The organism is Nocardioides sp. NPDC087217 (genome assembly GCF_044744805.1).
In the GTDB taxonomy this organism is placed as follows: Bacteria; Actinomycetota; Actinomycetes; order Propionibacteriales; family Nocardioidaceae; genus Nocardioides.
The window spans coordinates 341,470-356,586 of record NZ_JBIUZB010000006.1 but is presented as its reverse complement, the minus strand read 5'-3'; the positions used below and the strand labels follow the sequence as shown (position 1 = coordinate 356,586).

Here is a 15,117-nt window from a genome sequence, read left to right as displayed (position 1 = left end):
ATCGCGTCACGTGGAGGCCCATGGACGGCAGCGGGAAGACCCGCGAGCGGTTATTCACCAGCAGAGATCAGGGATGGGACTTCTATCAGGACATGAAGAAGTCACCAGATGCATATGGCGCGACCTGGGACCACGTCCCCGTCCAGTGAAGCCGGGCACTGAACTCAGCGTCGCCATTGTTGGCCGGAACCTTCCTCCTTGGACGACTCCGATGCCCTAGCGTCGGGAACCATGAACGCACCGAACCCGGACATCCACGAAGTCGTCCTAGACGCGATCCAGGCCCAGATCAACACCCTGCAGTCGGGAGCCCTGACGTCTGCGCCAGGCGGCGGTGCCCGGACCGAGAAAGACCTCGCCGCAGAGCTGACGCAGTTGGAGACCGACCGCACCCTTCTCCGCGCCCACTGGGCGCACCTTCCCCGGCCCATCCCGGCAACCGAGCCACCACGATCTAACGCCTGCGGAGAGACGCAGCCCTGCACCCACGTGCGCGCCCTCAAGCAAAAGTACTGCTCATGACGAGCCGGCGCTCCTGAACGCGCGCTGAGTCGCAAGGTAGGTAGTGCGCTGCTGCGCCGACGTTCGACGGCGACGTGTCGGTGCTCGCGACTAGCCTCGTGCTCACGAAGATGTGCCCACAGCCCGACCTGGAAGGTGACCCTCCCCGTGCTCTACCGACTTACTCCACCCGGACAGCTTGAGTCGGCCGACTTCCCGAGTGGCGCGAAGAGCTTCAAGACGGCCCTCGAGCAAGGCGCCGACTTCGACAGGCTTGAGTGGCAGCGAGCCAAAGATCGGGTCTTCAGCTCCGACATCCTCCGCATCGCCCTGCGGCACGGGGTGCCCTCGGCCGCCGGCATCGTCCTCACCCCAATGCACATCACCGACCTCGGCCGCGCTGATGAACTCAAACTCGTACAGCAGCAGGCCGACGAGCTCCACGCGCAGAATCGACGGCAGAGCGGTGCCCGCAACGAGGCGCGGCTTCCGGGATGGACCAAGGCCGGCGAGCAACTTGACGACGAAGTTCGCGCAACCACCGAGCGTGCCGTTCGGGAGTCTGAAGCCCGCTTGGCGAAGGTACTGGCAGCGCCGGTCGACCCGGCACTCGCTGACCACTGGGTACAGCTCGGAGGCCAGCTCCCCGACTGATCCACGTCGACCTGCCTCTGGTCAGCTGCATCTCGGGACCGCGTTGGTTCCACGGTTGGCCGCTGAGGCTGCCGGCGATGCCGTAGCGGCGGCGACCCCGGGTCCGCAGACCAGACGGCAGCGATCACGACCCAAGTCCTGGAAGCCCGCAGGGCTACCACCGGCGGTGACGGCACTGCCGCCCAGGGTGTGGGGTCAGATGCGCTGACCGGTCGTCGCGCCCGCTCCCCTGCCACCATCCGACACCACGTCGCCAGTCATACCAACCACCCGCGGCAGCCAACCCGGGTCATAACGAGCACGAAGAAGACCTCCGGGCGAAGGTTGGGGGACAGCCACTTCTCCCGGAGGTCTTCGGTCCTCTTGGATCGGTCGCACCGATCACAAGTGCTCGATAGAACTAGTTACTACCGCAGTGAGCTGTAGTCGACACTCGTCACCTGGTCACCTGTCTCGTCCCAGCGCTGGGAGTACTCCTCGCCGTCCAGGAACTCGACGGGCAGTCCGAGCTTCTTCATCCCCTCAAGGAACTCAGGATCCTCCGTGATCTCGTGGAGCGTTGTCTCCAGCTCCTTCCGAATGGCCTCGGGTGTCTCCGCGGACACCATCAGCCCGTACGTCGGAGTGAGCTCGACGTCGAGGCCTAGCTCCTCACCCGTCGGGACGTCAGGCAGCGCCTCGATCCGCTCTGTCCCCCAGACCGCCAGGGCACGGAGGTCTCCAGACTTGATCGACGGACCGACCGAGCCAATCGATCCGTTCTGGTAGTCCACCTGGCCCCCGAGAAGCGCGGCGAGCTTGTCGCTTCCTCCGTCGAGAACCACCTGCTTGATCTTCACGCCGGCGCTTTCCGAGAACTGGGCGTTGAGAGCAGCGTCCCCGCCCTTCGGCCCGTCCGCCGCCACCGTCAAACCATCTGGACCGGCACTGGCCACGAGGTCATCAACTGTCTTGTAGGGCGAGTCGGCGGCAACCGTGAGCAGCTGGGGGCTCTTGGCGAAGGCACCGGCGAAGGAGAAATCGTCCTTCTTGTAGTCCAGCTTCAGCTCAGGGAACAGGTACTGCAGGTGCCCTGGGACACTGGAGTGGGCGATCGTGCAGCCATCGGTGGGTGCGGAGAGCAGCTTGTTGATCATCTGCATGCCCGCCGCGCCATCCAGGTTAAGCACCTGAACGTCCTTGTCCAGCTTCGACTCCAGCGACTCGGCGAGCACCCGATAGGCGAGATCGGTGGACCCTCCGGGTGCGTACCCAACCAGGAGCTCGATCTTCTGGCACTCGCTTGGGTATTCCTTGGCCGAGTCCTCGGCCGCATCGATGGATGAGCAGGCCGTAAGCGACAGCATCATCGTCAGTGCCGCTGCGGCTACCGCGGTTCCTAGGTGGTTCATCGTTTTAACCGGTCTTTCAGTGAGTGATTGGAACTATCCCGAGGGGGCTACGGCAGGGTTTGGCGCACGGATGGCGATTCATCAGATGACTCGGGCCGGTCCCGCGTGGCGAGCCGAGACCTGGATGCCTGGAAGATCCCGGCGCCCGTCTTGAGGACGATCAGCAGAACAGTCAGCCCGATGGCGATGAGAGCGACCGGGTTGACTACCAGCGTCTGGGGCAGACTCTCGTTGAGGGTCAGAGCCCTGCGAAGGTTCTCCTCCAGCATCGGCCCGAGCACCAGCGTCAACGCGGCGGGGGCCAAGGGAATGTGGAAGTGGCGGAAACCAAGGCCAACCACTCCGGCGATCCACATCACCGCGACATCGAAGGTGCTGCTGTTCATCACGAACGCACCGACGGTCATAAGCCCGAGAATGATCGGGCTCAGGATGCGGCTCGGCACCCGCAGGACGCTGACCCACATCCGCACCATGGGGAGGGCCATGATCAGGAGGATGAAGTTGGACAGGATCAGACTGGCGATCAGTCCCCAGGCCACTTCTGGATGATCTTCGAAGAGCAAGGGGCCCGGCTGCAGACCATTGATGAGGAGGGCCCCCATAATCATCGCCATCGTGCTCGACGAGGGAATCCCTAGGGTGAGCAGTGGGATGAAGTTGGAGATGGCCAGGGCGTTGTTGGCCGTCTCCGGTCCCGCCACTCCCTGGATCGCGCCGTGGCCGAAGCGCTCGGGCGACTTCGAGACGCGTTTCTCCACCGCATAAGAGGTAAAGGCGGCGGCGGCCGACGGGGAGCCCGGGAGGAGTCCGAAGAAGAAGCCCACTCCGGTCCCCCGGAGCATCGAGCCGAACGACGCTCGGAGGTCCTGCCACTTGAGTCGCAGAGAGCCCATGGTCGAGGTTGTGCCGACTGGCTGCTTGGCGTTGAGGCTGCCGAGAATCTCGGATAGCCCGAAGAGTCCCATGACGACCGCGATGTAGGAGATGCCAGCCATCAAGTCGGGGATTCCGAACACGTACCGTGGTGAACCCGTGAACTGGTCGAGTCCAACGGTGCCGACGAATAGTCCGATTCCTCCGGAGATGAGCCCCTTCACGAGGGATTGTCCCGCTAGCGCGATCACCAACATCAGGGCGAGCACCGACAGGCCGAAGATGTCGATGAAGGTGAGCTTGAGCGCCAGGTCGGCGAAACGGACTGCGAAGGCCATCCCGAACATGGCGAGCGTCCCGCCCACGAACGACCCGATGGCAGCGATCGCGAGGGCCTTCCCAGCCTGTCCTTGCTTCGCCATCGCGTGGCCGTCGATCCCGGTGACCACGGAGGAGACCTCGCCGGGCACGTTGAACAGGACCGAGGTAATCGTCCCGCCGTACATCGTTCCGTAGTAGATAGCGGCGATCATCACGATCGATGCTGTGGGCTCGAGGATGAAGGTCAGGGGAAGCAGGAGCGCGGTGGCCGCGGGCGGGCCGAAACCTGGCAGCACCCCTGTCAGCATGCCGAGAGCGCAACCAAGCACGGCCACAAGCAGGATCGACGGGGTGAGGATCTTGTCGAAGCCGAGCAGGAGGTCAGAGAAGAACTCCATGGTCACATCCCCATCAGCGTTACGTAGTCGATCCGGTCGGGAAGATAGATCCCCACGAGATCGGCGAGGACGGCAAAGGCGATGGCGCCACCAAGCGTCAGGGGAAGGGCTACCTGCGGCCGGCACTTACCGATGCCGATCAACATTCCGCCCACGTAAATGAGCACCGTGAGCGTGAATCCGAGGACATTCAGCAGCAGGATCGGGATCAGCGACCACAGAAGCACCAGCAAAATCGTCCGGCGGCTTCCAGCCTCGGCCTCGCTGCTGGCGGCTGCCGCCGACGACCGGTCGTCGACCCCCGCCTCGGTCACCGGCCCGGGATCGTCCCGCCCAGAGCGTGGCGGCCGCATGCTCTGAACAGCCCACAGGGCGGCCAGCACCGCCAGCATGACGGTGATGAGGCCGGGGAACAGACCCGCTCCCGGGCCACTGTCATCGGACCAGCCAAGCTGGAAGGACATCAGAAGCATCCACACTGACCATGCGAGCAGCAACGCGGCTACCGCTGGCTCGGCGTACCGCGACGACGCCCTTAAACGGTCGCGCCGCATCATGCCGACAAGCGCTCCGATCGTTCGATTCATGCCCAACTCTCCAAGCCTGTAACTAGTTACACGTCTTCATGAAGGTAGTCGTGACTCAGCACACACGTCAAGAGATGAACGGCAGATAGTTCCGCGTGACTCCCACGGATACGCCAGACCACAGCAGACGGCCTAGACCCGCAGGAAAGCCGACTACGCACTACGCACAAGTAGATGACGTCTCGGCGCTGGATAGTCACGCCCGACACCTACCAAAGGCGATGCGATCGCGAATGTCATCGGTCGGCCATGCTCCGTCACAGGTAACGAGCACAACATGACGGCGCCACTCCCCCGCGGATCGCCGGCCCGCCGCCGTCCCTGAGCACCGGTCATCGCGGCAGCGCTGGGTCTGAAGCGCACAGGCACCGCCTCCGAGCCTCGACGGGTCGCGGCGGAGACGGGAATCACAGTCAGCGGAGTAGGACAAGACCCGCGGCATCAGGGACCGCAACGCGGACGCGATCGCCTACTCCCGGCAACGCGCGGCTGACAGGATCCGGCACACTCACCTGGAGCCTGCTCCCATCACCCAGCGTCAGATCGACGGTGGCGACATCACCCTCGTTCACTACCTCCGCAACGGATCCCTCGACAACGGGATCCTGCACCTCGCTCCTCGAGTCGAGCAGGCGCAACGACTCCGGACGGAGCAAGACCCGAACACGAGCGTTAGCCGTCGGGCGTTCCCCTGCGACGCACCTGGTCGACAAGGCAACACCGGATGACAGCTTGACAGCGCATCTGTCCCCCGAGGTATCAATGACCGTCGCCTCCAGCAGGTTGGACTGCCCCACAAATCCTGCGACGAACTCGCTGACTGGAGCGCTGTAAATCTCCGCAGGGCTGGCAAGCTGCTCGATTCGCCCTCCCTGCATGACGGCGATCCGGTCGCTCATCACCAGCGCTTCAGTCTGGTCGTGGGTCACAAAGATCGTCGTCAGACCCAGATCGCGCTGAAGGTGCTTGATCTCGAGGCGAAGGTGCTCGCGCAGCTTGAGGTCAAGGTTGGAGAGTGGCTCGTCCAACAGCAGCACCTTTGGCCGCACCACGATGGCGCGTGCCAGCGCGACACGCTGCTGTTGCCCACCGGAGAGCTGCAGAGGCCGGCGCCCCCCACGGCCCTGCAGTCCTACCCGCTCCAGCGCCTCGGCTACCCGGGCCCGGATCTCGCTCTTGGGTTCCTTGTGCATCTTGAGGCCGTAGGCGACGTTCTCCTCGACGGTCATATGCGGGAACAGCGCGTATTGCTGGAAGACCATCGCGCTGTCACGGCGGTTCGGTGGCTCGCGAGTGACGTCCTTGCCCCCAAGGAGGACTTGACCGGCGTCAGGAACGGTGAACCCAGCGATCATGTTGAGCGTGGTCGTCTTGCCGCAACCCGATGGGCCGAGAAGGGTGAGGAACTCGCTTGGTTCGACGTCAAGCGAAAGGTCCTGAACGACGGTCGCACCGCCTAGATCCTTCCGAATCCCGCGCAGGGAGACGCTCGACCCGTACTTCGGTGCAAGTGTGTTGTTCATTGACGTCCTCCTTGAATGAAATCGCTCAAACGCGCAAACCGCGAGGCGATGGCGGTAATCAGGCAAAGCCCAATGACACTCGTAGTAGCAACACTGGCCAAGGTGGGCGAGTACTGCGACTCCATGTAGGTCAGGATTTGAATCGGCAACGTCGATGCCGACGCGGAGGTGAGGAAAAGTGAGAGCTCAACGTTGTTGAACGACTGGATGAACGCGAACAATGCACCCGCGAAAATTCCTGAGCTCATTAGCGGAAGCGTGATGGTTACAAACGTCCGGGCCCGTGAGGCGCCTAGATCTTGGGCTGCCTTCTCCCAAGCCGGGTCGATCGTGACGAGGCTCACCCCGACCGTGCGGAGGACGAACGGGACACCGATAACGGCGTGCGTGGCGATCAGCATGACCGGGCCCAGGAGGAATCTAACGTCAGCCATGGAGACGACCTGGACGACCGAAAGACTGATGATGATTTCTGGCACCAGGAGGGGTGTGGCCAAGAACGCCTCGAGTACACCGCGGCCACGGCCAGTTGAGCGGGCCAGCGAGTAGGCCGCTGCGGTACCCATGACGACTGCGATCGCTGCGGCGATGAACGCGATTTGAGCAGATAGCGCCATGGGCACGAGCCACTCGTCGGTGAGTGCTTGACGCCACCATCTCAACGAGAAGCCGTCCGGGGGGAGTGTGGGATAGACATCAGGCTGGATCGAAGTCCACAGCACTACAAGCATGGGGAGGACGATGAAGCACAGTGTCAGGATCAGGGCTAGGCCACGAAGGATCACCCATGGCCTTGTGCTTCGCTGCAGGTCGCGGAGTGAAGTACTCATTGAGCCGCCCCCTGTGCCTGTGCCCGGCGGCCAATGAGCAGCAGGAATGCCACCACCGTGCCACCGATAGCGAGGATGATGACAGCAATACCCGCAGCCTGTCCCCACTCCAAGCTGCTGATCATTCGTTCTTGCACCAGAGTGGCCAGGGTCTGCAATTGACCGCCTCCCAAGATCCTAGGCGTGGCGTAGGCGCCAAGGCTGATCGCAAAGGTCAGGATGAATCCACTGATGAGGCCCGGCGATATGAGCGGGAGGGTGACCTTGCGGAATGTGGTCACCGGGCCGGCCCCCAGATCCCGAGAGGCGCGCTCAAGGCTGGGATCGACACCTTGCAGGCTAGACATCACCGTGAAGACAGCAAACGGTAGCAAGACATGAGCCAAGCCGATGACGATGGCGAACTGGCTGCCGATCAGCTTCATCGGCTGGTCGATGGCACCAAGCTGCTCCAAGGTCGAGTTGACCAAGCCCTCGCGCTCGAGCAGCACCAGCCAGCCGTAGGTGCGGACAACGACGCTGGATACCAGCGGTGAGATCACGATAAGAAGGACAAGTCCTCGGAATCGCGAGTGGGATCGCACCAAGTAGTGAGCCACAAGGAGCCCCAGCATCACGCAAACCGCACCAACGGCACCGGACATCCACAGAGTCCGCCACAGCACCAAACGGAAGTATCCATCGCCGAGGAGCGCGGTGTAGTTATCAGCGGTGATCGACGCGGTCACTCGCGCGCCGTCGTATGCAAGAAAGCTGCCTGCCAAGAGCACGCCTGTGGGGAGTGCGAACACGACGAGGACCCACACGGTTGCCGGGAGCGCCAGCGTTGGGAGCCCGGCACTCCGGGCCGACCTGGGCGTCCTTGTCGTTGAAGGACCAGCAGACGTGCGTCGGGTTTCTGAGGAAAGTGCCATGTCAGTCCACAGCCTCGGCCCAGCGACGTGACCAGTCAGTGCGGTTTTCGATCACAACCTGCGGATCCAGCATCTGGAGATCCGCGAGCCGTTCCTCCGTGGTGACATGCTTCGCGGCGAAGTCAGCGTCAAAATCGAGACCGGTGATTGCGGGGCCAACGTGGTACGCCTCGGCCCACTGCTTCTGAATCTCCGGCCTGAGCCAGAAGTCCATCAACTCGTATGCTGCCTCTTTGTTCGACGCCTCAGACGGGATTTGCAGCGTACCGAGGAGCCCGATCGCGCCCTCTTGCGGGAGCGTGTAGTCGAAGTTGGTCGACTCCGCGTAGATCCCGGCACGTCCGTCCAGATAGGGGAATGCCGTGGCCGTCCCCCGTTCCATGTACGGGAGAGCTTCCGAGGATGAGGTGATCGTGCCAGCCGCGTGCGGCGCTAGCTCAGCGATCCGCTTGAACCCTGGCTCGATGTCGTCGACACCTCCGCCTGCGAGTTGGGCGGCGAGAACGATCTGGTATACGCCAGAGAGGTTCGAGGGGTTGACGATGATGGTGCCCGAGCGGTAGCGAGGGTCCCACATGACGTTCCAGCTGGTCGGCGGCCGCGAGAACGTCTTCTCGTTGTACATCAGCGCGAGGTACTGGACGTCCTGGACGATGCCCGCGCCGTGGGTGGCCTTGCGGAGGCTTTCAGGAAGGTTCGCGATGTTCGGGACCTCCTCCTCCGTCACTGGGGCTAGCATCCCCTCCTCTGCGCCTTGGTACGTCTCGACCTGTGTACCAACGGCGATGTCGAACCCAGGCTGCCCGCGCGAAGCCCGCGTCTGCGCGTAGTACTGCGATGCCGATCCCGCGTCCTGGTACTCGATCTCGATGCCTGTCTCTTTAGTGAATGCCTCAGCAATCACCTTGTTGAAGGCCTCCTTGTACTCGGCGCCATAGCCCGCCACCACGAGAGTGGAGTCGTCCGCGGATGTGCCGGCGCATGCCGACAGAAGGGACGCAGCAAGCAATGTTGCCGCAGCTGCTCCGATCGTTCGTCTCATTTGGGGCCTCCGTTAATGGTGATGTAACTAGTTGCAATGATCACGACTGTAACGTGACGCGAACCACATATCAAGGCATGCAAGTCAGAGATTGTGCGGAACTTCTTGCGGTTCACCGGGTCCCTTAGGGAAGGCGACGCTGCGCCCACTGCCGCGTGTCAGGAGGGACGCAAGCGCAGATCACGACGAGGCTCGCGGTGGTGGGCCTCAAGCTCCTCGACGCCTGCTGGGGTGAGGAGTCGCCTGGAGGAGGCCAAGAGTGGTCGCAAGGCTGCGGACAGCACGTCGAATCTGACGAGATCGGCCCAGGAGTGCTCGCGTAAACAGGGTGAGGACCGGTCGTTCCCTGGCACTGGGTGGCCGAAACGCCTGGTGACCGTCAGAGCGTCGCCGTACAGTCCAACAGGACTGGCTACTCCTAGAGCGCCTGGACCACGTAGTCGATGCACGACGTGAGCGCCTCGACGTCTGCGGGGTCGATCGCGGGGTACATCGCGATGCGCAGCTGATTTCTGCCGAGTTTGCGGAATCGCTCGACGTCGACGATTCCGTTGGAGCGCAACACCTTCGCGACCTGCGCAGCATCGATCGATTCGTCGAAGTCGATGGTACCGATCACCAGGGAACGGTGGTCCGGGTCAGCGACGTACGGCGTGGTGTACGACGTCTTCTCAGCCCAGCGGTAGAGGACCTCTGAGGACGCGGTCGTCCGGGCCACCATCGCCGGGAGCCCCCCTTGACCGTTCATCCAGTCCAACTGCTCCGCCATCAAGAACAGCGTCGCAATCGACGGCGTGTTGTGGGTCTCGTTCTTCGTGGAGCTCTCGATCGCGGTGGTTAGGTCAAAGAATGCCGGCACCCACCTGTCGCTTGCGGCAATCTCGGCGGTGCGCTCCAGCGCCGCCGGCGACATCACCGCGACCCAGAGGCCGCCGTCAGCCGCGAAGCTTTTCTGCGGCGCGAAGTAGTAGACGTCGGCCTGTGTGATGTCCACGGGTAGACCGCCAGCTCCCGAGGTCGCGTCGATCAGCACCAGTGAACCGTCATCGGCACCATCGACTCGAAGGACCGGGGCCATCACTGCAGTCGAGGTCTCGTTGTGCGGCCACGCGTAGACATCTACGCCGACCTCGGCCCGTGGCGCGGGCCGCGACCCGGGCTCAGATTCGATAACCGACGGCGCGGCAAGGAACGGCGCCCGCTCAACAACTTTGGCGAACTTCGAGGAGAACTCGCCGAGGCTGAGATGTTGGCTCTTGTTCCGAATCAGTCCGAACGCCGCGATGTCCCAGAACGCGGTAGCCCCGCCATTGCCAAGGACGACCTCATAACCGTCGGGAAGTCCGAACAGGTCCCGCACCCCTTCGCGGACCCGGTGAACGGTGTGCTTGACCGCTGCCTGTCGATGGGATGTACCCATGAGGTGCTCGGCCGTCGCCGCGAGCGCGACCAGGTGTCGAGTCGGGACCTTGGATGGGCCGGCACCAAACCGTCCGTCACTCGGCCTGAGGCTGAGGGGGATCTCGATCGCGCTGCTCATTGCGATGCCCTTTCGTCGAAGTTGTGCAGAGTGAACACTTCCGGCACCCCTTCACAGTTCGCATCGCCAAGCGCGTGTCCGTTTGCTGGCCAGTCGGTCATGACATGCCCCCTTTAGAACAGTTCACAAGGTTGCGCGTGACCGCCGCTCCAGAGCTCGGGTGGAGGTTGGTGCCCGAAAGGGCGCCGACGTCGGCTCGATCTACTACGATTAAGCGTGGTAGATCCCCGACGCCGGCGCCCCTGCGCCGGCTCACGAAGAGACGGGCGCGCTCTCCCCTTCGATGGCGTGGGGATCGAAGGACGAATCCTTGTTCGTGTCGATGACACGCTTCGGCCGGAACGGCGCCAGAAGATCGGACGGGTTCTCGGTCGTGATCTCTTCTGCCGCGAGGCGTCCCACGATGGCTCCTTGCGTGACGCCGCTGTGCATCGTCATGACATAGAGGCCGTCGATTCCGTCCCACGCCCCCACGACCGGCAATCCGTCGATCGGGTAGGGGCGCACCGCAATGCAGATCCGCTCTCCGCGGACCCTCTCCGGGTCAATATCGGTGACACCAGACGCCGCCACCTCGAGCAGTCGCCGCACCTCTGCGTCCGGCAGAGTCCAGTTGTCCGGGTCGATGTGAGTGTCGCTCTCCGGGGACCGGACTACGAGCCGGCCGCCGGTGTCTGGACGAATGCTGATGCCAGGCAGGTGGAGCATCGTCGTCAGTCCCGATGCACCAGGCGAGGTGGTGACGGTCACACCGAGCTTTCCTTCGGTGTTGACACTGACCCCCTGCGTCGCCATAAGCGGACCGATGCCCGCGCCTGCGGCGACAACGACCAGATCGCCGGCGATGCGGCGACCATCCTCGAGCGCTACCCCGGTGACTCGCCCGCCGTCGCCGATGAGCTCGGCGACGCCCGTGCCTTCTAGCAGGAGGGCGCCCATGCTCTTCGCTGCGTTCAGCAGGTCATGGATGAGTAGCGGAACGGTGATGAATCCCTCGCCTGGAAAGAACGCGGCGAGAGAATACCCGTCACGCACTCGGATCATCGGGTCGAGGCGGGGCAGTTCGCTCGGTGCCATCTTGACCGCGGCGTAGCCCCATGAGTGCAGGCGATCGACTCTCTCTTCAAGAGTCTTCGTCTCGGCCTCGCCGCTCGCTACATGAACGTTCCCCTCGCGGCGCAGCCACGCCGAGCTGCGCAACTCCCGTGCGATGATGGCCCACTCGTTGATCGAAGCGGCGTTAAGATTGTGGTAGTGCTGAGGCTGCTTGTTGTTGGAGTTCAGCCACGCGAAGCTCGCTGCGCTGGCCGCGCCCCCGGGGATGCCCTTCTCGATGACTGTGACATCGCATCCCCGCTTCGCGAGCTGATACGTGACGGAAGCACCCAAGATGCCGGCGCCGATAACGATGACCTTCATTTGTTTCTCTCTTTCATCCCGTGGTGTCTGGTTTGAAACTGTTTAGGCGACGACGCGCTTGCCGGCCTGGGCGACGACCTGCCCACCGACGATCACGGTGCGCACGCGGGCCAGCTCCCCCGGGTCGGTTACTGCGATATCGGCAATGGCACCCGGAACGACGCGGCCTCGACGCGGCGCCAGGCCGGGAATAGCATCTGCCACGTTCGCGGTGGCCATCTGGATCGCCGCGGGCAGGCTCACGACTCCCTCCTTCGCCGCGTGGTCGATCGCGAGCAGGATGGGGTCGTGGAAGCCGCCCGCATAGTCGGTCGAGATGGTGTCGACCAGGCCGGCGGCGAACATGGCGTACAGCAGTTCCGGACCGGTGATCATCCGTTGGGCGCCAAACGTGTCGAAGGTAGAAACGTCCACCGTGGCGCCGGACTCCTTCAGTCGTTCGGCGTGCTGGAGGGCCTCCGGAATCGCGAAGGTCGAGTGGTTGGAATGTCCCGCGATCAACGCAACGTCCGTCTTGGCGATCTTCGCGACCTGGCTCATCGACGCGGCCGCGTTATGCACCAGCACAGGTACGTCACACTTGAGCGCGATGTCAGCGGCTTCGCTCAGCCCGTGCAGCGCGATATCAAAGGACGGCAGGATGATGCCGTGGATGATTTCGCGGATCTCGTCCACCGACAGTTTGCCGGCGAGCCCGGCATCCACGAGCTTCTCTTCGGTCGTGTCACGATCGAAGTTGCTCTGCGAGATGTGCCGACCGAGCACCGCGATCTTCAGCGCGTCCGCCTGCCTGGGCGTAATCGAGACGCCCGTCCGCTTGGCCACCTCTGCCGGAATGTATGCGTAGCTCGCCCCGCCTCCGCCCAGAGTGTGCCCGGCGCCGATCTCGCCGAGGGCAACGGCGCCCTCGGTCACTGCCTGACGCGCGGTGAATGCTCGGATCTCTTCGGTCAGGCCCTTGCCATCAGCGATCGACGCCGCCTCTTGGCATGCGGGCGTGTTCGCAGATGCGAGCCGGACGGAGATCGGATGATCATCATTCGTTCTGGCAGCGGCGTCTGGGGTCTTGAAGCCGTCGACGCACAGCAGGGTGGTTGTGCCCTCCAGCAGATGCCGATCCAGATTGGCCCGTACCTGCTCATCGGACAGCGGGGCCATGGCGCTGGGATTCAGCGGGCCATAGGCCGTGCCGTGCGTGTGGTTGTTGATCAGCCCGGGAATCACGAGTCCGCCGTTGACGTCAACGAGCTCGTCGACCCTCTCGTAGGTCACCCCAGGCTTGGTAGGCACGACCTCGCGGATGGTGTCCCCCTCCACCACGACGTCTACGCCACGCTGTAGATCGCTGCCGGTCCCATCGATTAGATCGCAGTTCTGCAAAACGAGCGTCCGCATGTTTCTCCTCCTGGTTTGGAACAGTCACAAATGAATGTAACTAGTTTCATTAGAACATCGGCGACCTTTTTGGTCAACCGACTATGCCGTCTCGATCGAATCGTCGTTAACGGCCGAGCGCGCCTCGGAATGGCCTCCCTGAGCCGGAAATAGTGCCCCCGTAGAGGGCAGGATCGACATTGCCGCCAGAGAGAACCAGGGCGACGTTGGCGTAGGTTCGAGAGCGATGGAGTTGGCGCGACATGACAGCAGCCAATGACGCTGCGCCCGCCGGCTCAACGACAACGCGGAGGTACCGGAATGCCGCAGCGACAGCCTCGAGCGCCTCGTCGTCGTCGACCGAAAGAGGTGTAACACCTAAGCGGCCCAGCACGCTGAGACAGCGATCGCCTACGACTGGGCCACTTATGCCGTCCATCACGGTCGCCCCGGGGGCCGGGTTCGTGCAAACCTCTCCTGCCGCGAGAGACCGCGCCATCTTGTTGTAGCCGGCCGGTTCGACGATGTACTTCTCAATGCCCGGGAAGTGGTGCTCCATAGCCGTCAGGACCCCGGAGGCGAGGCCTCCCCCGCTACAGCCAACGACCACAGCGTCCGGGGTGACACCAGCAGCATCGAGCTCCGAGGCGAGCTCGAGTCCGACCGTGCCCGCGCCAGCCATGATGTCGTAGTCGTCGAAGGGGGGAATGAACTCCATGTTGCCTTCGGCAAGGATGCTTTCGGCCACCTCCGCCCGGTCTTGGGTCGCCGGGTCATAGAAGACGACCTCGGCACCCCAGGACCGGCAGTTCTGGACCTTGGCGGCCGGAGCAGTGGTCGGGATGACGACGACCGCGCGACAGCCGACGATGCGCCCGACTGCGGCGATGGCCGCGGCATGGTTACCGGCGGAGTAGCCGACGATCCCAGCGGTCCGAACACCGGGGCCGCTAGCGAGCACCTTGTTCAGAGCGCCTCGAAACTTGAAGGAGCCGGTCACCTGCAGTGCTTCAGCCTTCGCGAGCACATGAGTGCCAGCTTCAGCGTCTAGCACTTTGGAGCTGAGCACCGGAGTGTTTGCGACATAAGGGGCAATCCGCTCCGCTGCTCGGCGGATCGCTTCGATCCCGAACTCGGGTGAGCTGGGCGACTCGCCGAGACTCACCTTGCCACCTCCCACACTGTGGCGATCTCCACCGGGACGCCTCGCGGCAAGGCATACGTCCCGACAGCAGTTCGGGCGTGCTTACCCCGATCGCCCAAGACCCGCAGAAACACTTCAGAGGCGCCGTCGACCACCTTGGCATGATCGACGAAGTCGGCAGCGCACCGCACAAACCCACTCACGTTGACCAGGCGAAGCTGATCCGACACCCCTTCAACGGCCTGCGTCACGACTGACAGCGTGTTTAGGGCACACAGGGCGGCGGCCGCCTGAGCATCACTGAGGGTCACGTCTGCGCCAACGGCACCGGCGAACTGCACCTCCTCTCCTACTCGCGGCAACTGGCCCGCGACCCACAGCTGCTGCCCTGACCAGCTGAACGACTCATAGTGGCCGCCAGGTTGAAGCGGCTCGGGCAGCTCTAGACCGGCATCACGAACCTTCTCTGCGAGCGTTGCCACAGAATCTCTCCTTCACGTGCTGAATGGTCTTCAAGTTGTGGTCGATGCACTCCGATGCTGTCCATCGGCGGCAGGGACCAAGGCCACGCGTTCTGGGCGCAAACGACCGACGCAGGAGTTC

The 15,117-nt window shown here is 63.5% G+C and carries 14 protein-coding genes; 2 read left to right on the top strand and 12 right to left on the bottom strand.

The genetic code is table 11. The features are described from left to right. The first annotated feature begins 231 nt into the window (after positions 1-231). Both ACIO3S_RS24580 and ACIO3S_RS24575 read left to right on the top strand, forming a co-directional pair. Positions 232-522 (top strand): hypothetical protein, encoded by a 291-nt coding sequence (locus tag ACIO3S_RS24580; RefSeq protein ID WP_400468371.1) that lies wholly within the window; start codon positions 232-234, stop codon positions 520-522. A gap of 147 nt (positions 523-669) precedes the next feature. After that, the gene (locus ACIO3S_RS24575) at positions 670-1,155 is read left to right on the top strand and encodes a hypothetical protein (protein WP_400468369.1); all 486 of its coding nucleotides are present in this window, start codon (positions 670-672) and stop codon (positions 1,153-1,155) included. Positions 1,156-1,562: 407 nt separating this feature from the next. On the opposite strand, the gene ACIO3S_RS24570 is transcribed toward ACIO3S_RS24575, so the two are convergent. The 12 genes from ACIO3S_RS24570 to ACIO3S_RS24515 all read right to left on the bottom strand — a co-directional run bounded on the left by ACIO3S_RS24570 (position 1,563) and on the right by ACIO3S_RS24515 (position 14,996). Then, on the bottom strand, positions 1,563-2,369 hold the full coding sequence (locus ACIO3S_RS24570; protein WP_400468367.1) for a tripartite tricarboxylate transporter substrate binding protein: 807 nt from the start codon (positions 2,367-2,369) through the stop codon (positions 1,563-1,565). Positions 2,370-2,593: 224 nt separating this feature from the next. Further along, positions 2,594-4,141 (bottom strand): tripartite tricarboxylate transporter permease, encoded by a 1,548-nt coding sequence (locus ACIO3S_RS24565; RefSeq protein WP_400468365.1) that lies wholly within the window; start codon positions 4,139-4,141, stop codon positions 2,594-2,596. 2 nt (positions 4,142-4,143) lie between these two features. Then, complete coding sequence (locus ACIO3S_RS24560) at positions 4,144-4,728, bottom strand: tripartite tricarboxylate transporter TctB family protein (RefSeq protein WP_400468363.1); 585 nt, start codon at positions 4,726-4,728, stop codon at positions 4,144-4,146. A 413-nt stretch (positions 4,729-5,141) separates the two neighbouring features. After that, positions 5,142-6,251 carry an ABC transporter ATP-binding protein gene (locus ACIO3S_RS24555; RefSeq protein ID WP_400468361.1) on the bottom strand — a complete coding sequence of 370 codons (1,110 nt, stop codon included), beginning with the start codon at positions 6,249-6,251 and terminating at the stop codon, positions 5,142-5,144. Next, positions 6,248-6,982, bottom strand: a complete 735-nt coding sequence (locus ACIO3S_RS24550) for an ABC transporter permease (RefSeq protein WP_400468359.1) — start codon at positions 6,980-6,982, stop codon at positions 6,248-6,250. Before ACIO3S_RS24550 ends, ACIO3S_RS24555 begins: the two co-directional genes overlap by 4 nt. Before the next feature lie 95 nt (positions 6,983-7,077). Next, on the bottom strand, positions 7,078-7,872 hold the full coding sequence (locus ACIO3S_RS24545; protein WP_400468357.1) for an ABC transporter permease: 795 nt from the start codon (positions 7,870-7,872) through the stop codon (positions 7,078-7,080). 124 nt (positions 7,873-7,996) lie between these two features. Further along, complete coding sequence (locus ACIO3S_RS24540) at positions 7,997-9,037, bottom strand: extracellular solute-binding protein (protein ID WP_400468355.1); 1,041 nt, start codon at positions 9,035-9,037, stop codon at positions 7,997-7,999. A 418-nt stretch (positions 9,038-9,455) separates the two neighbouring features. Then, entirely contained in the window at positions 9,456-10,577 is a 1,122-nt protein-coding gene (gene serC / locus ACIO3S_RS24535) for a phosphoserine transaminase (RefSeq protein WP_400468353.1), read from the bottom strand. Positions 10,578-10,829: 252 nt separating this feature from the next. Continuing rightward, complete coding sequence (locus ACIO3S_RS24530; protein ID WP_400468351.1) at positions 10,830-11,996, bottom strand: NAD(P)/FAD-dependent oxidoreductase; 1,167 nt, start codon at positions 11,994-11,996, stop codon at positions 10,830-10,832. Positions 11,997-12,038: 42 nt separating this feature from the next. After that, entirely contained in the window at positions 12,039-13,391 is a 1,353-nt protein-coding gene (locus ACIO3S_RS24525; RefSeq protein ID WP_400468349.1) for an amidohydrolase family protein, read from the bottom strand. A gap of 106 nt (positions 13,392-13,497) precedes the next feature. Continuing rightward, complete coding sequence (locus ACIO3S_RS24520; protein ID WP_400468347.1) at positions 13,498-14,535, bottom strand: threonine/serine dehydratase; 1,038 nt, start codon at positions 14,533-14,535, stop codon at positions 13,498-13,500. Continuing rightward, positions 14,532-14,996 (bottom strand): RidA family protein, encoded by a 465-nt coding sequence (locus ACIO3S_RS24515; RefSeq protein ID WP_400468345.1) that lies wholly within the window; start codon positions 14,994-14,996, stop codon positions 14,532-14,534. The genes ACIO3S_RS24520 and ACIO3S_RS24515 overlap by 4 nt, the downstream gene beginning before the upstream one ends. Between the last annotated feature and the right edge of the window lie 121 nt (positions 14,997-15,117).

Excerpts from the sequence above, each read along its gene's own strand:
- ACIO3S_RS24565 (WP_400468365.1), bottom strand. The coding sequence starts at position 4,141 with ATGGAGTTCTTCTCTGACCTCCTGCTCGGCTTCGACAAGATCCTCACC.
- ACIO3S_RS24540 (WP_400468355.1), bottom strand. The coding sequence starts at position 9,037 with ATGAGACGAACGATCGGAGCAGCTGCGGCAACATTGCTTGCTGCGTCC.
- ACIO3S_RS24525 (WP_400468349.1), bottom strand. The coding sequence starts at position 13,391 with ATGCGGACGCTCGTTTTGCAGAACTGCGATCTAATCGATGGGACCGGC.
- ACIO3S_RS24560 (WP_400468363.1), bottom strand. The coding sequence starts at position 4,728 with ATGAATCGAACGATCGGAGCGCTTGTCGGCATGATGCGGCGCGACCGT.
- ACIO3S_RS24530 (WP_400468351.1), bottom strand. The coding sequence starts at position 11,996 with ATGAAGGTCATCGTTATCGGCGCCGGCATCTTGGGTGCTTCCGTCACG.
- serC (WP_400468353.1), bottom strand. The coding sequence starts at position 10,577 with ATGAGCAGCGCGATCGAGATCCCCCTCAGCCTCAGGCCGAGTGACGGA.
- ACIO3S_RS24550 (WP_400468359.1), bottom strand. The coding sequence starts at position 6,982 with ATGCTTGTAGTGCTGTGGACTTCGATCCAGCCTGATGTCTATCCCACA.
- ACIO3S_RS24580 (WP_400468371.1), top strand. The coding sequence starts at position 232 with ATGAACGCACCGAACCCGGACATCCACGAAGTCGTCCTAGACGCGATC.
- ACIO3S_RS24555 (WP_400468361.1), bottom strand. The coding sequence starts at position 6,251 with ATGAACAACACACTTGCACCGAAGTACGGGTCGAGCGTCTCCCTGCGC.